This is a genomic window from Microbacterium sp. 4-7, from assembly GCF_014332665.1.
Classification (GTDB): domain Bacteria; phylum Actinomycetota; class Actinomycetes; order Actinomycetales; family Microbacteriaceae; genus Microbacterium.
The window spans coordinates 107,216-125,217 of sequence record NZ_MCRH01000003.1; the positions used below are offsets into that span (position 1 = coordinate 107,216).

Annotated in this window: 20 protein-coding genes; 7 read left to right on the forward strand and 13 right to left on the reverse strand. The window is 68.9% G+C overall.

The window, feature by feature from the left end; genetic code table 11:
* The first annotated feature begins 182 nt into the window (after window positions 1–182).
* The 3 genes from BEP68_RS04610 to BEP68_RS04620 all read left to right on the forward strand — a co-directional run bounded on the left by BEP68_RS04610 (window position 183) and on the right by BEP68_RS04620 (window position 3,092).
* Window positions 183–746, forward strand: a complete 564-nt coding sequence (locus tag BEP68_RS04610; protein ID WP_053095540.1) for an alpha/beta fold hydrolase — start codon at window positions 183–185, stop codon at window positions 744–746.
* Window positions 747–751: 5 nt separating this feature from the next.
* Window positions 752–1,288 (forward strand): isochorismatase family protein, encoded by a 537-nt coding sequence (locus BEP68_RS04615; protein WP_187249371.1) that lies wholly within the window; start codon window positions 752–754, stop codon window positions 1,286–1,288.
* Window positions 1,289–1,427: 139 nt separating this feature from the next.
* Entirely contained in the window at window positions 1,428–3,092 is a 1,665-nt protein-coding gene (locus tag BEP68_RS04620; RefSeq protein WP_187249372.1) for an ABC-F family ATP-binding cassette domain-containing protein, read from the forward strand.
* Between the two features lie 3 nt (window positions 3,093–3,095).
* On the opposite strand, the gene BEP68_RS04625 is transcribed toward BEP68_RS04620, so the two are convergent.
* The 3 genes from BEP68_RS04625 to BEP68_RS04635 form a co-directional block, all read right to left on the reverse strand.
* Window positions 3,096–3,440, reverse strand: a complete 345-nt coding sequence (locus BEP68_RS04625) for a LysR family transcriptional regulator (RefSeq protein ID WP_053099048.1) — start codon at window positions 3,438–3,440, stop codon at window positions 3,096–3,098.
* Window positions 3,441–3,572: 132 nt separating this feature from the next.
* Complete coding sequence (locus tag BEP68_RS04630; protein WP_053095543.1) at window positions 3,573–3,872, reverse strand: Fe-S cluster assembly protein HesB; 300 nt, start codon at window positions 3,870–3,872, stop codon at window positions 3,573–3,575.
* 104 nt (window positions 3,873–3,976) lie between these two features.
* A complete protein-coding gene (locus tag BEP68_RS04635; RefSeq protein WP_372984305.1) occupies window positions 3,977–4,486 on the reverse strand; it encodes a GNAT family N-acetyltransferase in 510 nt (169 codons plus the stop codon).
* Between the two features lie 96 nt (window positions 4,487–4,582).
* On the opposite strand from BEP68_RS04635, the gene BEP68_RS04640 reads away from it, so the two are divergent.
* Entirely contained in the window at window positions 4,583–5,137 is a 555-nt protein-coding gene (locus BEP68_RS04640) for a Dps family protein (protein WP_053095544.1), read from the forward strand.
* A 9-nt stretch (window positions 5,138–5,146) separates the two neighbouring features.
* Here BEP68_RS04640 and BEP68_RS04645 read toward each other — a convergent pair whose 3' ends face one another.
* Window positions 5,147–5,680, reverse strand: a complete 534-nt coding sequence (locus BEP68_RS04645; protein ID WP_053095545.1) for a DUF6328 family protein — start codon at window positions 5,678–5,680, stop codon at window positions 5,147–5,149.
* A 69-nt stretch (window positions 5,681–5,749) separates the two neighbouring features.
* On the opposite strand from BEP68_RS04645, the gene BEP68_RS04650 reads away from it, so the two are divergent.
* On the forward strand, window positions 5,750–5,971 hold the full coding sequence (locus tag BEP68_RS04650; protein WP_053095546.1) for a hypothetical protein: 222 nt from the start codon (window positions 5,750–5,752) through the stop codon (window positions 5,969–5,971).
* Window positions 5,972–5,981: 10 nt separating this feature from the next.
* Here BEP68_RS04650 and BEP68_RS04655 read toward each other — a convergent pair whose 3' ends face one another.
* Window positions 5,982–6,563: a 1-acyl-sn-glycerol-3-phosphate acyltransferase gene (locus tag BEP68_RS04655; RefSeq protein ID WP_187249373.1), complete on the reverse strand. Its 582-nt coding sequence runs from the start codon at window positions 6,561–6,563 to the stop codon at window positions 5,982–5,984.
* 95 nt (window positions 6,564–6,658) lie between these two features.
* Here BEP68_RS04655 and BEP68_RS04660 point away from each other — a divergent pair, with 95 nt between their 5' ends.
* On the forward strand, window positions 6,659–6,802 hold the full coding sequence (locus BEP68_RS04660) for a hypothetical protein (protein ID WP_164481686.1): 144 nt from the start codon (window positions 6,659–6,661) through the stop codon (window positions 6,800–6,802).
* A 26-nt stretch (window positions 6,803–6,828) separates the two neighbouring features.
* On the opposite strand, the gene BEP68_RS04665 is transcribed toward BEP68_RS04660, so the two are convergent.
* On the reverse strand, window positions 6,829–8,307 hold the full coding sequence (locus BEP68_RS04665; protein WP_053095548.1) for an MDR family MFS transporter: 1,479 nt from the start codon (window positions 8,305–8,307) through the stop codon (window positions 6,829–6,831).
* A 171-nt stretch (window positions 8,308–8,478) separates the two neighbouring features.
* Between BEP68_RS04665 and BEP68_RS04670 the strand changes: the two genes are divergently transcribed.
* Window positions 8,479–10,524: an ABC transporter ATP-binding protein gene (locus BEP68_RS04670; RefSeq protein ID WP_187249374.1), complete on the forward strand. Its 2,046-nt coding sequence runs from the start codon at window positions 8,479–8,481 to the stop codon at window positions 10,522–10,524.
* Between the two features lie 7 nt (window positions 10,525–10,531).
* Here the strand turns inward: BEP68_RS04670 and BEP68_RS04675 are convergent, their stop codons facing one another.
* The 7 genes from BEP68_RS04675 to BEP68_RS04705 are packed head-to-tail and all read right to left on the reverse strand — an operon-like array spanning window position 10,532 to window position 17,867.
* A complete protein-coding gene (locus BEP68_RS04675) occupies window positions 10,532–11,305 on the reverse strand; it encodes an SDR family NAD(P)-dependent oxidoreductase (protein ID WP_187249375.1) in 774 nt (257 codons plus the stop codon).
* 20 nt (window positions 11,306–11,325) lie between these two features.
* Window positions 11,326–12,273, reverse strand: a complete 948-nt coding sequence (locus tag BEP68_RS04680) for a glycosyltransferase family 2 protein (RefSeq protein WP_187249376.1) — start codon at window positions 12,271–12,273, stop codon at window positions 11,326–11,328.
* Between the two features lie 36 nt (window positions 12,274–12,309).
* Window positions 12,310–13,449, reverse strand: coding sequence for a cysteine desulfurase family protein (locus tag BEP68_RS04685; protein ID WP_187249377.1), 1,140 nt, complete (start codon window positions 13,447–13,449; stop codon window positions 12,310–12,312).
* A 5-nt stretch (window positions 13,450–13,454) separates the two neighbouring features.
* A complete protein-coding gene (nadC, locus tag BEP68_RS04690) occupies window positions 13,455–14,306 on the reverse strand; it encodes a carboxylating nicotinate-nucleotide diphosphorylase (protein WP_187249378.1) in 852 nt (283 codons plus the stop codon).
* Entirely contained in the window at window positions 14,306–15,820 is a 1,515-nt protein-coding gene (gene nadB, locus BEP68_RS04695; RefSeq protein WP_187249379.1) for an L-aspartate oxidase, read from the reverse strand. The genes nadC and nadB overlap by 1 nt, the downstream gene beginning before the upstream one ends.
* Window positions 15,817–17,154: a quinolinate synthase NadA gene (gene nadA, locus BEP68_RS04700; protein ID WP_053095554.1), complete on the reverse strand. Its 1,338-nt coding sequence runs from the start codon at window positions 17,152–17,154 to the stop codon at window positions 15,817–15,819. The genes nadB and nadA overlap by 4 nt, the downstream gene beginning before the upstream one ends.
* Entirely contained in the window at window positions 17,151–17,867 is a 717-nt protein-coding gene (locus BEP68_RS04705; RefSeq protein ID WP_053095555.1) for an NUDIX hydrolase, read from the reverse strand. Before BEP68_RS04705 ends, nadA begins: the two co-directional genes overlap by 4 nt.
* Between the last annotated feature and the right edge of the window lie 135 nt (window positions 17,868–18,002).

Here is an 18,002-nt window from a genome sequence, read left to right on the forward strand (position 1 = left end):
GGGTATGGACGGACGAGCGTGTCGTGTCTGACAACGGGTTCCCATCTTCGGGGAACCAGAGTCAGCTCCTGGCCTGACTCTACGCCCCTGCGCGCCTGAGGTGGGGCGGCGACGATCTCCGCCGACGGGCTCGACTACGCTGGAAAGCGATCCCTGACATCCGAACGAGGAGCCGCGCGCCCATGACCGATACCCAGATCTTCGAGCCAGAGGGCCGCGCGATCCCCTTCGTGGATGAGGGAGACGGTCCGGTCAAGCTGGTTCTGATCCAGGAGCAGGGACTCGCCGCCGACGTGCTGGGCGTCGCCGCGCACTATCTCGCCGAAGAGGCGGGTTTCCATGTGCTGAGGATCGGCCACCGCGCGGCATCCGATGCCTCGCTCGACGAGCGTGTCGACGACGTCATCGACGTGATCGATCACGTCGGAATCGAGGACACCTGGGTCGGCGGTCATGGCTTCGGCGGGACGATCGCACGCGCCCTCGTGGCAGCGCACAGCGACCGGGCCAACGGTCTGCTGCTGCTCGGCGTCGAGGACGTCGACATCGCCGTCGCACCGGCGATCCCCGTGCTGATCGTTCAGGGAACCGAAGACACCGACACCCCGGCCGCCACTGCCGAGGCGTTGCAGGCCACGATGCCTGACCGTTCCAGCATCAAGACGATCGCCGGCGACCACCTGTTCCCGATGCACCACCCGATCGAGACCGGCGTGATCATCGAGGAATACCTGGACTGGGACTGACTCGGATGCCATCATCTGGCCGCACTGTCGTCCTCGCGATCGACCTGCAGGCCGGCGTGATGCCGGGATGCTTCGACGAGCACAGTGTGCTCGCGCGTGCCGCAAGCCTCGTCGAGCGCGCTCGCGACGGTGGGGTTCCCGTGGTCTGGGTCCACCACGACCCCGTAGGAGTGGGCACACCCGAGTGGGAGCTCGCCGCGCCGCTGCGGCGGGACGAAGGAGAGCCGTTGGTTCGCAAGAGCTACCGCGACTCCTTCGCCGACACGAACCTGCGCGAGACCCTGGACGCCCTCGGCGCGACACGACTGGTGATCACCGGCGCGCAGTCCGACTTCTGCGTACGCACCACGATGCAGCGCGCGGCGGCGGAAGGCTATGACGTGACCCTCGTGAGTGACGCGCACACGACGGTCGACACGGAGTGGGACGGCGTGCCGATCTCAGGTGAGCAGATCGTCGCGCACACGAACATGTACTTCTCGGGACTGCGGTATCCCGGGCAGGAGTTCGCGATCGCGACGCATGATCAGGTCGCGCTCTGACGAGAGTCGCGCCCTCTCGGCACGCTCGCTCAGGTCGCCTTCTTCATCCTCTGGTTCTCGCTCTTCTTCCGCGCCGTGGCCTGACGGTCACCGGGCCGGGGCGGGCGTGGACCAGCCGTGAGCCTGACAGACTGGTCTGATGACCGCCACCCTCGTCGCCCAGAACCTGGCAGGCGGCTACGGCCACCGCATCCTCTTCGAGGGCCTCGACCTGACCGTCGCTCCCGGTGACGTCATCGGCGTGGTAGGTGCGAACGGCGCAGGGAAATCGACTCTGCTCCGCCTGCTCGCCGGTGTGGATGCGCCGATGGGCGGGTCGATCTCGCTCGCGCCCACCGACGCTTTCGTCGGCTGGCTGCCTCAGGAGCATGAGCGCGTCGACGGCGAGACGGTGGCGGGATACATCGCGCGCCGCACGGGCTGCGCGACGGCGACGAGTGAGATGGATGCCGCTGCAGCGGCGCTCGGCGATCCCACGCTCGCCCCGGCGGGCACGGACCCCGCCGACACCTATTCTCAGGCGCTCGATCGGTGGCTCGCGAGCGGTGCCGCCGATCTCGAGGAGCGCATCCCTGCCGTGCTCGCCGACCTCGGTCTCCCGAGCACCAGCGGCGTCGCGGAGGACGCGCTCATGACCGGCCTGTCCGGCGGCCAGGCGGCTCGCGTCGGACTCGCCGCACTGCTGCTGTCGCGGTTCGACATCGTCTTCCTCGACGAGCCGACCAATGACCTCGACCTCGACGGGCTGGAGCGCCTCGAGGCGTTCGTCCGCGGTCTCCGCGGCGGCGTCGTTCTCGTCAGCCACGACCGCGAGTTCCTGGCTCGCAGCGTCACCCGCGTGCTCGAACTCGATCGCGCCCAGGGATCGAATCGTCTCTACGGGGGCGGCTACGACGCCTACATCGAGGAACGCGCCGTCGTGCGTCGGCACCTGCGGGAGAAGTACGACGAGTTCGCCGACAAGAAGGCGGACCTCGTCGCGCGGGCGCGCACCCAGCGAGAATGGTCGAGCCAGGGCGTCCGGAACGCGATGAAGAAGGCTCCGGACAACGACAAGATCAGGCGCAAGGCGTCGACGGAGTCGAGTGAGAAGCAGGCGCAGAAGGTGCGTCAGATGGAGAGCCGGATCGCACGACTGGACGAGGTCGAGGAGCCGCGCAAGGAATGGCAGCTGGAGTTCACGATCGGCTCTGCGCCCCGATCGAGCAGCGTGGTCTCGACACTCAACGGGGCGGTCTTCCAGCAGGGCGCGTTCACGCTGGGGCCGCTGTCTCTGCAGGTGGACGTCGGCGACCGCATCGGAATCACCGGTCCCAACGGCGCCGGCAAGTCGACTCTGCTCCGTGGGCTCCTCGGACGACAGCAACCCGTCGAGGGAACCGCGGCGCTCGGGAGCAGCGTGCAGATCGGCGAGATCGACCAGGCTCGGTCGCTGCTGATCGGCGATTCTGCGCTCGCCGATGCGTTCGAGGCTCTCGTGCCCGAGATGTCGTCGGCCGAGGTGCGCACTCTGCTGGCGAAGTTCGGTCTGAGGGCAGACCACGTCACGCGTTCCGTCGAAGCCCTGTCACCGGGTGAACGCACGCGGGCGGCACTGGCGCTGCTGCAGGCGCGGGGAGTCAATCTGCTCGTCCTCGACGAGCCGACCAACCACCTCGACCTGCCGGCGATCGAACAGCTCGAGCAGGCGCTCGAGTCGTACACCGGAACTCTGCTGCTGGTCACGCACGACCGACGGATGCTGGAGGCCGTCCAGACCGATCGGCGGTGGTCCGTCGAGAGCGGCCAGGTCACCGAACGCTGAGGCTCAGCGACCCTGACGCTTCTTGTAGGGCTTCGGCTGACCCTTCACGATGGGCGCGCGACCTTTGCCCTTGGACGCCTTGGCCTTGCCGCCGGCCGGGCCCGCCGTCTTCGGCGCGGGCGGGGGAGCCGCGGCCACGGTCGCCTGCGCTTCAGCGAGGAACAGCTCTCCCACATTCGTGAGTCGCGGCGTCCCTTCACGATTGATCAGCGTGTGTCCGACCTCGTCCTCGAGCTTGTCGAGAGAGGTGTACAGGGAGGCCAGGGGAATGCCCAGCTGGGAAGCGGCTCGGGGGAAGTGCAGCGTCTCAGCGAGGACGACGTAGCGACGGAGCAATGCCAGCTTCATGCGGGGGAACGGTCCTTCTGGATCCGCGACGATCACGGGTCTCCGTCTAACCTACGCGAGGCGGATGCGCGGCAGTCCCAGACGCACGGATGCCGCGGCTCGATGAGCCGCGGCATCCGGTGGCGGATCTCCTCAGGAGACCTGCGGAAGCACGGCGAAGGACACGGATCCCTCGTCATCGACGCCGGCGTCGAGCACCTTGTCATCGAGCGCGGCTGCGGCGGTCTCATCGAGGAAGAGTCGGGTGCCCGACACCTCGACGACCTGGTCGTCGGGTTCCGGGTCCGGCGTCACGAGGACGGCGAGGCGCGCACCCCCATCCGGTCCAGGGGCGGGCGTGGAGTGGATGCGAAGCCCGGCGTCGTCAGCGTCGGTCTGACGGCTGACGAGGGTGTTCACGATTGCGGTGGCGTTATCGGTGAGGGTGAGCACAAGACTCTCCTTCCGGTTGCGGTCACGACGCGGGTGCGGCGTGACGGGCCACGATTCCGCACTCGGCGGGACGATTCAACCCGACGCGCCCGTTCAGAGGGGTCTCACACCTGATGCAGAGGTTTTCTCAGGAACACCTGCTCGGTTCCGTCGCCCTGCGGCACGCGCTCGGCCTCCTCGTATCCGCATGACTCGTACAGGCGGATGTTGGCCTCGCTCAGACTGCCGGTGAAGAGCTCGGCCACATCCGCGCTCGACGCGCGTTCGGCCGCGTCGAGCAGCGTGCGCCCGATGCCCTCTCCCTGCATGTCGGGCGCGATCGCGATCCTGCCGATCAGCAGCACGCCGTCGTCCTCGACGAACCGGATGACCCCGACCAGCCGTCCGTCCTTCCGCGCCGCGAGGCCGCTGCTGGAACGCAGCTCGGCCTCCACTTCGGGGAGCGTCTGGGTCAGCGGGGGCATATCGGCGCTGCCGTAGATCTGCGCCTCCGACACGAACGCCGCGCGTTGCAGGGTGAGCACCTCACCCGCATCCGACTCCGAGGTCGGGCCGATCACCACATCCGATGCGTGGTCGTCGATCTCGGTCTGTGCTCTCTCTGATTTCGTCACTGAGCCACGATCTGATGAGACCGGGGGGACTGTCAACCCCCTCGATACGGGCCGCGAGCGGAGCTAATCTCGCAGTTTCCAACCCCAGGAGGACTCATGGCTGAGAAGAGCACGTCCAAGAGCGCGTCCAAGACCGGCACCGCATCCAAGCGCGGAGCGAAGACGACGAGAAGGCAGAACGCCGAGAAGGGATTCACGGCGTCGCCCACCCTCGCCGCGAACCTGCAGCTCGTGCTGGTCGACCTGATCGAGCTCTCACTACAGGGCAAGCAGGCACACTGGAACGTCGTCGGACGCAACTTCCGGGACACCCACCGTCAGCTCGACGAGATCATCGACGCCGCGCGCACGTTCAGCGACACGGTCGCCGAGCGGATGCGGGCACTGCACGCGGTGCCAGACGGACGCACGGACACGATCGCGGAATCGACCTCTCTTCCTGCGTTCCCGATGGGCGAGGTCTCGACGACCGACACGATCGACCTCATCACCGCGCGCCTCGAGGCGACGATCGGGACGATCCGCGACGTGCACGATGCCGTCGACGAGGAAGACCCCACGTCGGCAGACATCCTGCACGCGGTGCTCGAGAGCCTGGAGCAGTTCGCGTGGATGGTGAGTGCCGAGAACCGCACTCCCGCGACCAGCTGAGCTGACGTCTCACTCTCGTTCGTCCTCCCGCGTACGGTCGGCCTCTCGCCGGACCAGGCGCGGGAGGACGAGCCAGAGGAGGAGGACGGCGACCAGTGAGGAGACGAGCGCGATGAGTCCGGCGGCGCGATCGACGGTGAAGTCGATGATGAGGGTGGTCACACCGATCGTCAGTGCGGAGATCGCCACGAGGTCGATCTTCACGATCCGAGCGGCCACCCGGACGAGTTCGGGTTTGCGGCGGCGACCGAACAGCGCCCGATGCATGCCCACCGGCGCGAGCGCCAGGATCGTCGCCAGCGCGGCGAGTGCCACCAGCACCACGTACAGATCCCGCTGGACCTCGTCCATGTCCTCGAAGCGGGGAGTGAAGGCGACGGCCAGCAGGAATCCGGTGAGGATCTGCGTACCGGTCTGCATCACTCGCAGCTCCTGCAGGAGCTCCTCCCAGTTGCGGTCGGCGCGCTCGTTCCGAGTCTCGTCGCGTCCGTCTCGTCGGTCGTCGAGCTCGCTCGACGGTGCAGATCGGTGGTCGGGTTCCATGCAGTCAGTTTTGCGGCACCGCTCGGAGTCTGTCCAGACTCTTGCGCAGATGCACTCGAGGAGCAGGGGATGACGCTTCCACCGATCCGCGAGTGGTGGCCCGGGCTGTCGCTCGAGGCGCGAGTCGAGGTGCTCGGAGATACCGCGCCGCACCTCGGCGAGCGAACGCGGGATGAGATCAGGACGATCACCGGGGCTGTGGTCGGCATGGCCGAGACGCTGTCCGACGACGATCTGGAGTACGCCCGTTCCGAGGCCCGGTCGGAGATCGAGCAGGAGGACTCGGCCTGAGACGGCGTTGTCAGCTGTCGCCGTTCGCGTGCTCCTCGCGCAGCCGCGGCACGGTGCGGCGTTCGGGACGGAGACCGGCCTTGTCTGCGTAGAACGCCCGGATCCTGTCCATGTCAGCGGCGACGTCCCCCGTCAGCTCGATCGTGGGGCCGAGTCCGGTGGTCATCGTGGTGCGGTCGACGAAACCGAGAGTCACCGGCATCCCGGTCTCTCGTGCGATCCGATAGAAGCCGGACTTCCAGTACTCGTTGCCCCCGCGAGTGCCGTCGGGCGTGATCACGAGGCCGAAGACGCCGCCGGAATGGACCTGCTCCACGACGTCGTTGACGACCCGCGCCGGGTCGGCGCGGTCGACGGCGATGCCGCCGAGACGACGCATGATCGGACCCCGCCACCCGCGGAACAGGCTGTTCTTGCCGAGCCAGTGCACCTCGATGCCCAGTCTCCACGCGATCGCCAGCATGAGCACGAAGTCCCAGTTGGACGTGTGCGGCGCACCGATGAGGATGGTGGGTCTCTGAGGAGTGGCCTCGGCGGTGAGGGTCCAGCGGCTGACTGCCCAGAAGAAGCGGGCGAGGAGTCGTTTGAGCACTCGTCCACCGTAGGGCAGAACGTCTGATGATCAGCCGCCCCCGGCCGCCGCCGCATTTCCGCGCCATGCCGTCGCCACAGGCGTACGATCGAATGATGGCCAAGACACAGGACTCCGCCGAGCAGGACGCACCGACCGTGCTTCAGCCGCTGACCGGAACTCCGAACCTGCTTGATGACGACGCCGCCGGGTACTGCAGCGGCGGCGTCTGCCACTTCCCTGCGCCGAAGACGCAGTAGCAGGAGACGCCGCCGCAGCGGGACGATCAGTGCCCGCCGTGCGCTCCGCCGGAGACATCGTCTGCCGGCTTGCGGACGAAGGGGCTCAGCGCCACCGCAGCCAGCGAGATGATCGCGGCGATGAGGAATGCCATGCGGGCACCCGGCGCACCGGCGACCGCCGTGGGGAGCCCTTCGGCTTCTCCGGCGTGCAGGATGGCGGAGTACGTCACCGTCAGCACCGCCACGCCCGCCGCGCCACCGACCTGCTGGAGGGTGTTCAGCACAGCGGAGCCGTGTGAGTACAGCGAACGCTGCAGCGACCCGAGCGACGCGGAGAACAACGGCGTGAACGACATCGCGAGTCCGACCGACATGGCCGCCTGCACGATGATGAGGACCCACCACACTGTGTGCTCGCCGACGGTCGAGTAGTAGAACAGCGCGGCCGACACGAGGATCGTTCCGGGGATCAGCAGCGGGCGAGTGCCGCGTGCGTCGTACACCCGACCCATGATGGGGCCGAGCAGACCCATCAGCACCGAACCGGGAAGGAGGATGAGGCCGGACTCGAGGGCGTTGAGGCCGGCGACGTTCTGCAGGTACTGCGGCAGAAGGGTCAGCGTCCCGAACATCGACAGCGCGAGGATCGTCATGATGACGACCGAGAACGTGAAGTTCGCCGAGCGGAACACGCGCAGGTCGAGCAGTGCGTCGTCGACCCGCTGCAGCACCAGCTGGCGCCACACGAACAGCGCGAGTGCGACGGCACCCACGACGAGAGCGACGACCCCGGCGGTCTCGCCGGATCCGCCTTCGCCGCCGAACTGGCTGAGACCGAAGACGATGCCGCCGAATCCGAGAGCGGCGAGCGGGATGGAGACGACATCGAGGGGGACCACGCGGGTCTCACCCAGGTTGGTCATCCACTTGACGCCGATGAGCAGCGAGACGAGCGCGATGGGCAGGATGATCGCGAACAGCGCACGCCAGTGGAGCGTCTCGAGGACCGCACCGGCGAGCGTCGGTCCGATCGCGGGAGCGAGCGAGATGACGAGTCCGACGCGCCCCATCATGCGTCCGCGCGACTGGGCGGGGACGACGTTCATGATGGTGGTCATGAGGAGCGGCATCATGATGCCCGTGCCGGCGGCCTGGATGACGCGGCCGGCGAGGAGGATCTCGAATCCGGGCGCCACGAGGGCGACCAGGGTTCCGAGCGAGAACGAGATCATCGCGGCGATGAAGACCTGACGGGTCGTGAAGCGCTGCAGGATGAACCCGGTCGTCGGGATGACGACCGCCATGGTGAGCATGAATGCGCTCGTCAGCCACTGGCCGAGCTCGGGCGGGATGCCCAGATCGACGTTCAGATGGGGGATCGCGATGCCCATCGTGGTCTCGTTGAGGATCGCGACGAACGCGGCGACGAGCAGGAGCCAGATCACGCGCATGTCGCTGCGGGCGATCTCGCCGCTGCGCGCGGGAGGGGGCGTGGTGATCGACCCGGTGTCGACGGCAGACATACGGCCTCCAAGGCACTGAAGAGAGGGGGAGATCGCGCGAGTGCGCGGGGACCACTCAGCGTAACCACAGGTTCGGACATTTCATTCCGGATCCCTCTGAATCCGCTCTCAGCGGACGGACGCCCGCGCTGAGCGCGTCCCGGGGTCATGCGTGCTGACTACGCTGGCGACATGAGCATGGGTGGTGGACGCGGGGGATTCCGCGGTGTGGACGAGAGCGCACAGCGTCGGCTCAACGCCGAGGCACCGCGCATCAGCGGGCTCGGATCCAGGGTGATCGCGCTGTTCCGTCCGTACCGCTGGCGCATCTTCTGGACCGGCGTATTGGTTGTGATCGGCGCCGCCATCGCCGTGATCCCGCCGCTGATCGTGCAGCGCATCTTCGACGACGCGCTCTTCCCCGTCGACGGCGGTGTTCCCCAGCTGCAGCTCCTGATCTGGCTGGTCTCGGCGATGGTCGGGCTCTTCCTCCTCTCCGCCGTCCTCGGCGTCGCGCAGACCTGGCTCACCTCGACCGTCGGCAACAGCGTCACGGGCGATCTGCGGGTCCGGCTGTTCGAGCATCTGCAGGCCATGGAGCTCGGATTCTTCACCCGGACGAAGACCGGCGTCATCCAGTCGCGTCTGCAGAACGACGTCGGCGGCGTCTCGGGCGTCCTGACCAACACCGTGACCAGCATCCTCGGCAATGTCGTGACGGTCATCGCCTCCCTCGTCGCGATGATCCTGATCGATTGGCGGCTCACGCTGATCGCTGTCGTGCTCATGCCGTTCCTCATCATCGTGCAGCGACGCGTGGGGCAGGTCCGTGCGCGCATCGCCGGCGAGACCCAGGAGTCGCTGTCCGAGCTCACCTCCATCACGCAGGAGACTCTGAGCGTGTCGGGGATGCTCCTGTCGAAGGCGTTCAACCGACAGCGCACCGAATCGCAGCGGTACCAGGCCGAGAACCGCAACCAGGTGAGGCTGCAGGTACGGCGGGCGATGAGCGGGCAGGGCTTCTTCGCGGTCGTCCAGGTGCTGATGGCGAGCGTCCCCGCGGTCATCTACCTCGTCTCGGGCTACCTGATCGCCGGCGGCACCGGCGCGATCACCGCGGGAACCGTCGTCGCCTTCACGACCGTCCAGGCCCGTCTGCTGCAGCCGCTGATGGGCCTCATGCGGGTGTCGCTCGACCTCCAGACGTCGTCCGCGCTGTTCGCGCGCATCTTCGAGTACCTCGACCTGGTGCCCGAGATCCGGGACGCCCCGGATGCGATCACGGTCGCTGAAGCGCCGGGGCCACGGGGACGGATCGAGTTCGCCGACGTCGTCTTCCGCTATCCGGACGCGGCACCCGATGCTCGCCCCACCCTGCAGGGCGTCTCCTTCGTGGCCGAGCCCGGTCAGCACGTCGCATTCGTCGGTCCCTCGGGTGCGGGCAAGACGACGGTGCTGTATCTGGCGCCGAGACTGTACGAGGCGCATGGCGGCGCGGTGCTGTTCGCGGGAGCGGACGTGAAGACCCTCACGCAGGAGTCGATCATCGACCAGGTCGGCATCGTCTCGCAGGAGACGTACCTGTTCCACGCGACGATCCGCGAGAACCTGCTGTACGCCAGACCCGACGCGACGGACGAGGAGATGATCGCCGCCTGCACCGCAGCGAACATCCATCACATCATCAGCGGGTTCGAAGACGGCTATGACACCGTGGTCGGAGAACGGGGATACCGTCTCTCGGGCGGTGAGAAGCAGCGCATCGCGATCGCCCGAGTGCTGTTGAAGGATCCGCCCGTGCTGCTGCTCGACGAAGCGACGTCCGCTCTCGACACGGTGTCGGAGCGCGTCGTGCAGGAGGCGTTGGACGAAGCGGCCAAGGGGCGCACGACGCTGACGATCGCGCATCGACTCTCGACGATCATGGGGGCCGACGTCATCCATGTCGTCGAAGCCGGCCTGATCGTGGAGTCGGGCACTCACGCAGAGCTCCTCGCGCGGGGCGGTCTCTATGCCGAGCTCGCCGCGCAGCAGGTGGCCGCTTCGCGTGTGCTCGATACGGAGAGGGCCGTCGAGACGGCCGTCTCGGGAGGCGTGCGCGCGGCCCTCGCCCACCGTCGGGCCGACCGGGCTCCGGAGGATTCCGCCGGGGCGGATGCGGTCGACGCGCTCACCGCTCCGGTTCCGCTGCTCGACGTGTCCCGTGCCGACGAGCGGGTCTACCCGGCCGAGGGGTGAGACGTGCTCAGTGCACCGACAGGCCGCCGTCGATGAACAGCGACTGCCCGGTGACGTAGCTCGAGCCGGCGCCGGCGAGGAACACGGCCGCGGCCGCGAAATCCGACGGCAGTCCGTTGCGTCCGATCATGGTCCGTGCGGCGAGGGCGGCGATCTGCTCGGGGTCCTCCTGCAGCCGGGCGTTGAGCGGGGTGAGCACGAACCCCGGGACGAGACTGTTGCTCGTGACTCCGGTGCCTCCCCATGCCTCGGCCTCCGAGCGCATCAGCGACTCCACGGCTCCCTTCGAGGCGCCGTAGACGCCGCTGCCGACGAACGCGCGATGCGCCTGCTGGGAGCTGATGTGGATCAGGCGCCCGTAGCCCCGCTCGGCCATGCCGGTGGCATAGCGCTGGCCGAGCAGGAAAGGTGCGAGCGCATTCACGGTCATCGTCGCGTCCCAGTCGTCCTCGGTGATCTCGGCGAACGGCGGGCGGATGTTGATCCCTGCGGAGTTCACCAGGATGTCCGGCTCGCCGAACGGCTCGACGGCCGCTTCAGCGAGGGCTCGGATTCCCTCCCGCGTGCCGAGGTCTCCGACGACTCCTGCCGCCCGGCATCCGGCGCGGGTGAGCTCCGCCACGGTCTCGGCAATCCGCGCTTCACCGCGCGCCACGATCACGGTCGAGGCGCCTGCGCTCGCGAGTGCCGTCGCGATGCCGCGTCCGATGCCCGAGCTGCCACCGGTGACGACGGCGGTGCGCCCCTCGAGCGAGAAGAGGTCGGCGAGGTACTGGTTCATCGGTCTCCAGAGTGCGCGTCTCACCACGCCAGCGCGGCGGTGAGGGCGGGATCGGGGCGGGCGGCGGCGTGCTCGGGGAGTGCTTCGATCTCGGCGACGAACGCGTCGACCTCGTCTGAGTAGTCCGGTTCGGTGTGCGTGCGCGCGATCTCGAGCAGCGGCGGAATGTCCATGGCCAGGATCAGCTCGAGACGGGCAGTGACGGCGGCCTGTGCCCCCGCCTCGTGCAGCACGCGGATTCCTCCGCGCAAAGCCGTGAGATAGTCGCGCAGCACGGGGAGCTTCGCACGCCCCTGCGTGATCGAGGTGCCGTCCGCGCGCAGGCGCCAGCGCACCACGGTGTCGGGGATGACATCGAAGCTGCGCGCCCGTGTGTACATCAGCTGGGCGACCACCTGATCCTCGTAGGCGACGCCCTCGGGGAACCTCAGGTCGTTCCAGAACTCGGTGCGGCTGACCTTCGACCAAGCCACGATGTTCGCGCTCGCTCGAGGGTGCTCCGCGATCGTGGTGGCGAGTCGTTCGGGCGACGTCGCTGCCGACACCCACGGCTGCACGCGCCCCGCGACGTAGCGCTCGCCGTCGAAGCGCGACCGCACGTAGGCGCCGGCGACGAAATCGCTGCCGGTCTCGGCGAGCGTCCCGACGAGTCGTTCGAGGGCCGAGGGCGTGAGTTCGTCGTCTGCGTCGAGGAAGCCGATCAGGGGAGTGTCGACGAGGTCGATGCCGACGTTCCGCGCGGCACCCAGGCCTCGGGACGCCTCGTGCTGCACCGCCCGGAACCGTGGATCCGATGCGGCGGCCGCGGCGAAGATCTCCGCCGTGTCGTCTCTGGATCCGTCGTCGATGAGGATCGCGTTCCACCGCGTCTCGGTCTGCGAGCGCAGCGACTCGAGTGCGGCAGGAGCGAAGGCGCCGATGTCGCGGCCGGGGACGATCAGGGTCACGATCGGGGCGGAGGCGGTCACGAGCCGAGTCTATGGCCGGCCGGTCGGGCTCGTCGTTCAGGGGTGGGTGACCGCGCGCACCGATTCGGCGACCAGCCCGGCGAGCCGTTCGGCCAGGTCGTGCGGGAGCGCCTCGCGTCCGAAGGTGAACCGCACAGAGGTCTGCGCGACCGCGGGGGAGATCCCGCATGCGAGAAGCACATGCGAGGGCTCGTCGCTTCCGGCGGCGCAAGCAGAACCGCTCGACGACACCACGCCCCGACGCTCGAGCTCGAGCAGGACAGCCTCCCCGCTGACTCCGGCGAACGTGAAGCTCGCCGTGCCGGGCAGCCGTGTCACGGGGTCGCCGGTGAGGGCCGCCTGCGGCACGAGTGCGTGCACCGCGGTGATGAAGCGCCCCGTCGACTCAGCGACCCGGGCGCTCGCCTCCTCGCGCTCCGCGTCGGCGAGCTCCAGCGCTGTCGCGAGGGCCACCGCGCCCGCGACGTTCTCGGTGCCCGAACGGCGTCCTCGTTCCTGGCCGCCCCCGTGCATGAGCGGCTCGAGCGCGACGCGCCCTCGCACGGCGAGCGCTCCGACCCCCTTCGGAGCTCCGAGCTTGTGCCCGGCGATCGCGACGGCATCCGCTCCGAGGCCGCTGAGCGGCAGCCACCCCGCAGACTGCACGGCGTCGACATGCACCGGGACGCCTGCCTCCCTCGCGGCTGCTGCGAGGGAGGCGACGTCCTGGACCGTGCCGATCTCGTTGTTGGCGTGTCCGAGGGCGACCAGTGCGGTGTCATCGCGCAGGGCCTGGGTCAGAGCGGCGACGGAGATCCTGCCGAGGCCGTCGACGGGGATCGGCGTCACCTCGACGTCGTGGAAGCGCCGCAGGTGGTCGGCGGATTCGAGGATCGACTCGTGCTCGATCGGCGAGACGACCAGATGCCGGCGACCGCGTGCGAGGGCTGCCAGCACGATGCCCTTCACCGCGAGATTGTTCGATTCCGTTCCACTGGATGTGAAGATCACATCGCCCGCGCGCATGCCGAGCACTCGGGCCACCCGCGACCGCGCGTCGTCGAGTGCGCTCGCCGCGGCCTCACCGTACGTGTGGTGGCTCGACGGATTGCCGAAGACCCCGGTCAGAAACGGGCGCATGGCCTCGACGACCTCCGGTCGCACCGGAGCCGTTGCGGCGTGATCGAGATAGAGCATCCCCGTCAGTCGATCCGCACGTCGAGACCGAGATCGAGCGCCCGGGCGGAGTGCGTCAGGGCGCCGACCGAGATGACGTCGACCCCGGTCGCCGCGATCGCCCCGACCGTGTCGAGAGCGACCCCGCCCGAGGCTTCGACCTGCGCGCGATCGCCGATCATCGAGACTCCGGCGCGCAGGTCGTCGAGAGAGAAGTTGTCGAGCAGCACCGTGTGCGCACCCCCGTCGAGCACGGCGGGGATCTGATCGAGCCGGTCGACCTCGACGACCACGTGCGTCGTGTGAGGCAGTCGGGAGAGCGCATCCCGCAGAGCCGAGGCGAGGTCGACGCCCGAGCGCTTCAGCACCGCGAGATGGTTGTCCTTGGCCATCACCGCATCGGACAGCGAGAACCGGTGGTTGTGACCACCGCCCGAGAGCACCGCATGCCGTTCGAACGCTCGCATGCCCGGGGTCGTCTTCCGCGTGTCGGCGATCCGCGCCGATGTCCCCTCGACCGCGCGCACGTAGGCGGCGGTGGCTGTCGCGACACCGCTCATCCGCTGGGTGAAGTTCAGAGCGATGCGCTCGGCGGTGAGGATGCCGCGGGCCGAGCCGGATACCGAGGCGAGCACGTCGTCCGCATCGAAGGCGTCTCCGTCGCCCACATGCACGTCGACCGCGATCGCCGGATCGGTGAGGTGGAACGCGGCCGCGAACACCTCGCCGCCGCTGAAGGTGCCCGCTTCGCGGGCGACGAGATCGGCAGTGGCGGTGGCATCCGCGGGAAGCAGGGTCGCGCTCGTCAGGTCGCCCCAGGGGGCGTCTTCCTCGAGGGCTGCGCTGACGACGCGGGTGATGTGGGCGGCGGTGAGCATCAGACTGTCTCCAGGAGAGGTGAGGCGAGGGGTTCGCGGAAGTGCGCACCGACGGAATCGGTGCGAGCGAGCGCGGCAGACGCGGTCGCGCGGGCGAGCAGGAGGAGGTTCGCATCCTCGCGCTCGGCGACGGTGGCCGGCTCGGGAACCGCGCTGAGCCAGCGGCCGACAGTGGCTGCGACGTGTCGCAGACCCTCTTCCGAGCGCAGCGGGCCGACGTGGTCCCACATCAGGCGCTGCAGCGCTGCGCGACTGAAGTCGGCGCCGACAGCGATCTCGCCGGTGGATTCCGACTCCTCGGACAGAGGTGCGCGAGGCGCCGAGCCGCGCTGCGAGCTGACGGGAGGATGCTGCCAGGGCGTGCCGAGCGCGGCTGCCGCGCGGGCTCCGAAGACCGCGCCTTCGAGCAGCGAGTTCGAGGCGAGACGATTCGCACCGTGCACGCCGGTGCGCGCGACCTCGCCCACGGCGAAGAGCCCGGGGACGGAGGTGCGCCCGTCGAGGTCGGTGACGACGCCTCCCATCAGATAGTGGGCGGCGGGTGTCACCGGGATCGGAGTGGAGGCCCAGTCGAGACCGCGTTCCCGCGTCACGCGATCGATCGTCGGGAACCGCTGCGCGAGCCTGAGTCCGCCGATCCTGGTCGCGTCGAGACGCACGGGGGAGCCCTGTCGGGCGGACTGGCGGGCGATCGCCCGCGCGACGACGTCGCGCGGGGCGAGCTCGCCGTCCGGGTGGCTGTCGAAGACGAATCGCCGACCGTCGGCGTCCACCAGCGTCGCCCCTTCGCCGCGGACCGCTTCCGAGACGAGGAAGGCGGGACCCTCGGCCAGGATCGTCGGATGGAACTGCACGAACTCGAGGTCGGCCACCGCGGCCCCGATCCGCACGGCGGCGGCGATGCCGTCGCCCGTGGTGCCGAGGGGATTCGTGGTGTGCGCATACAGGTGCCCTGCGCCGCCCGTGGCGAGCACGACCGCGTCGGCGGAGAGCTCCGAGACCGCCCCGCCGACCTGGACACGCACGCCGCGCACGACGCCGTCCTCGGCGATCACGTCGGCCAGGAAGGCGCCCTCCACGACGGTGACATCCGCGTCGCGGACCGAGGCCACCAATGCCCGGGTGATCGCTGCTCCCGTGGCATCCCCTCCGGCGTGCACGATGCGTGCGTGACGGTGCGCGGCCTCCCGCCCGAGCAGCACCCGCCCGTCGGGTGAGCGGTCGAACGCGACGCCTCGGGCGATCAGCTCCGCGATCCTGGTCGCGCCCTCGTGCACGAGAACATCGACCGCGGCGGGATCCGAGAGTCCTGCTCCGGCATCGATGGTGTCTGCGGCGTGCTGTGCCGCCGAGTCGCCGACGCCGTAGATTCCGGCGACGCCGCCCTGCGCGTACCCTGTGCAGCCGTCGCCCAGCGCACCCTTCGTCACGATCGTGACCGAGTGGCCGGTCTCGTGCGCGTGCAGGGCCGTCGTGAGTCCGGCGATGGCCGAGCCGACGACGACGACGTTCATCGGGCGCTCGCCGCCACGGGCGGCTTCGCCGCCAGCATCCGTTCGAGGGCGATGCGGGCGGGGTCGGCCACGTCCGCCGTCACCGTGATCCGATTCGGCGTGCGGCCCGCGACGAGCTCTTCGAGCACCCAGGCGAGATACCCGGGGTGGATGCGGTACATCGTCGAGCAGGGGCACACCACCGGGTCCAGGCAGAAGATCTCGTGCTGGGGGAACTGCGCCGCGAGGCGACGGACGAGGTTGATCTCGGTGCCGATCGCGAAGGTGGTCGGCGTGGTCGCCGCGGCGATCGCCCGACGGATGTAGTCGGTCGATCCCGCCTCGTCCGCCGCGTCCACGACGGCCATCGGGCACTCGGGGTGCACGATCACCCGGACCCCGGGGTGCTCGGCCCGCGCCTGGTCGATCTGATCCACGGTGAAACGGCGGTGCACCGAGCAGAACCCGTGCCAGAGGATCACCTGCGAGTCGACGAGCTGTGCCGCGGAGGATCCGCCGAGCGCCTGGCGCGGGTTCCACATCGGCATCCGCTCGAGCGGTACGCCCATCGCCTTCGCGGTGTTGCGGCCGAGGTGCTGGTCGGGGAAGAAGAGCACGCGCTGACCGCGCTCGAATGCCCACTCGAGTACGGTCTGCGCATTCGAGGAGGTGCACACGATTCCTCCGTGGCGCCCCACGAAGCCCTTGATCGCGGCCGACGAGTTCATATACGTGACGGGGATCACCGGCACCCGTCCACCCGCATCGGGTGTGTCGAGGTCGCCCAGCACGTCTGCGAGCTGCTCCCAGCAGTCCTCGACCTGATCGATGTCCGCCATATCGGCCATCGAGCATCCGGCCGCCAGATTGGGCAGGATCACGGCCTGGTCGGGTCCCGAGAGCAGATCAGCCGTCTCGGCCATGAAGTGCACTCCGCAGAACACGATCGCCTCGGCGTTCGGACGCTCCTTCGCCGCGGTCGCGAGCTGGAACGAGTCGCCCACGTAGTCGGCGTGCCGCACGACCTCTTCGCGCTGGTAGAAGTGCCCGAGCACGACGGCGCGGTCACCGAGGGTGGCCTTCGCGATGCGGATGCGCTCGTCGAGGTCGGCCTCGCCGGCCTCTCGGTACTCGGCGGGGAGCTCTCCCTGCCGCGGAGCGCCGGTGGGGATGACGTCGCCCATCGACGACCCGGGACCGTATCCGGGGCGGGAGTCGAAGTCCCAGGGGCCGGCGGCGAGGTCGGTCGCGCACGTCGCGTCGGTCGAGGCGCCGGACACGATCGACTGGATCGCGTGATCGACAGAGGCGTCGATCGGCTGGACGACCGGTGTGGGAACGAAGGTGATGCTCATCGGGTGCTCGTCTCCTCGGGGCCGAGGGGGCCGTGATCGGCCAGCTCGACGTCGGTGTTGTAGCGGTACAGGCGGGCGGGTCGGTGGTTGCCGGTGCGGAACCGGTCGGTGGGAAGGAGGTTGCCGGCGGATTCGACCTGGCGGCGGAAGTTGGCCGGATCCAGGTGCTTGCCGAGAATGGCCTCGTACGCCTCGCGGAGATCCGCCAGGGTGAACTCGGCAGGAAGGAAGCCGTGGGCGACGCGGCTGTAGCCGACCTTGTTCCGCAGTCGCCACAGGGCGTACTCGACGATCTTCGTGTGATCGAAGGCCAGCGCCGGGAGCTCATCGAGGTCGACCCAGCGCACGTTCTCCGGAGCCTTGCCGGATGCCCGATGCGCCGCGCTCTGCGCGTCGACGTCATCCTGGCGGAGCAGTGCCCAGTACACGATCGACACGACGCGGGTGGGGGAGCGGTCGACGGCCCCGAAGGCGTAGAGCTGCTCGAGATAGCTCGGCGTCAGTCCCGTCGTCTCGGCCAGAGTCCTGGCTGCGGCGTCGACAGCCGATTCGGTCTCGGTGAGCCAGCCGCCTGGGAGGGCCCACTGGCCGGCGAACGGCTCGCGCGTGCGCAGCACGAGTGGCAGCGCGAGCACCGCCGAGCCGTCCTCGGTGCGTCGAAGGGTGAGGATCACGGTCGACACGGCGACGTCGATGCCTCTGCTTTGGGTCATATATACCTTAACCTCCTGTTCTGATCTTAGTGTCATCTCGACTGTTAGTGCATCTTCGTGACGCCACCGCCCCTGAGGCCGAAACGTTATATACCAGCGTTCTGGACTCTTGTCGCTATGAAAGGGATTTGTTAG

What these genes read in the sequence shown, in the direction of transcription:
- BEP68_RS04705 (WP_053095555.1), bottom strand. Translation starts at nt 17,867, where the DNA reads ATGACCCAAAGCAGAGGCATCGACGTCGCCGTGTCGACCGTGATCCTC.
- BEP68_RS04615 (WP_187249371.1), top strand. Translation starts at nt 752, where the DNA reads ATGCCATCATCTGGCCGCACTGTCGTCCTCGCGATCGACCTGCAGGCC.
- BEP68_RS04660 (WP_164481686.1), top strand. Translation starts at nt 6,659, where the DNA reads ATGGCCAAGACACAGGACTCCGCCGAGCAGGACGCACCGACCGTGCTT.
- BEP68_RS04685 (WP_187249377.1), bottom strand. Translation starts at nt 13,449, where the DNA reads ATGCTCTATCTCGATCACGCCGCAACGGCTCCGGTGCGACCGGAGGTC.
- BEP68_RS04665 (WP_053095548.1), bottom strand. Translation starts at nt 8,307, where the DNA reads ATGTCTGCCGTCGACACCGGGTCGATCACCACGCCCCCTCCCGCGCGC.
- BEP68_RS04620 (WP_187249372.1), top strand. Translation starts at nt 1,428, where the DNA reads ATGACCGCCACCCTCGTCGCCCAGAACCTGGCAGGCGGCTACGGCCAC.
- BEP68_RS04670 (WP_187249374.1), top strand. Translation starts at nt 8,479, where the DNA reads ATGAGCATGGGTGGTGGACGCGGGGGATTCCGCGGTGTGGACGAGAGC.
- BEP68_RS04645 (WP_053095545.1), bottom strand. Translation starts at nt 5,680, where the DNA reads ATGGAACCCGACCACCGATCTGCACCGTCGAGCGAGCTCGACGACCGA.
- BEP68_RS04640 (WP_053095544.1), top strand. Translation starts at nt 4,583, where the DNA reads ATGGCTGAGAAGAGCACGTCCAAGAGCGCGTCCAAGACCGGCACCGCA.
- BEP68_RS04625 (WP_053099048.1), bottom strand. Translation starts at nt 3,440, where the DNA reads ATGAAGCTGGCATTGCTCCGTCGCTACGTCGTCCTCGCTGAGACGCTG.
- BEP68_RS04650 (WP_053095546.1), top strand. Translation starts at nt 5,750, where the DNA reads ATGACGCTTCCACCGATCCGCGAGTGGTGGCCCGGGCTGTCGCTCGAG.
- nadB (WP_187249379.1), bottom strand. Translation starts at nt 15,820, where the DNA reads ATGAACGTCGTCGTCGTCGGCTCGGCCATCGCCGGACTCACGACGGCC.
- BEP68_RS04610 (WP_053095540.1), top strand. Translation starts at nt 183, where the DNA reads ATGACCGATACCCAGATCTTCGAGCCAGAGGGCCGCGCGATCCCCTTC.
- nadC (WP_187249378.1), bottom strand. Translation starts at nt 14,306, where the DNA reads ATGCTCACCGCCGCCCACATCACCCGCGTCGTCAGCGCAGCCCTCGAG.
- BEP68_RS04675 (WP_187249375.1), bottom strand. Translation starts at nt 11,305, where the DNA reads ATGAACCAGTACCTCGCCGACCTCTTCTCGCTCGAGGGGCGCACCGCC.
- nadA (WP_053095554.1), bottom strand. Translation starts at nt 17,154, where the DNA reads ATGAGCATCACCTTCGTTCCCACACCGGTCGTCCAGCCGATCGACGCC.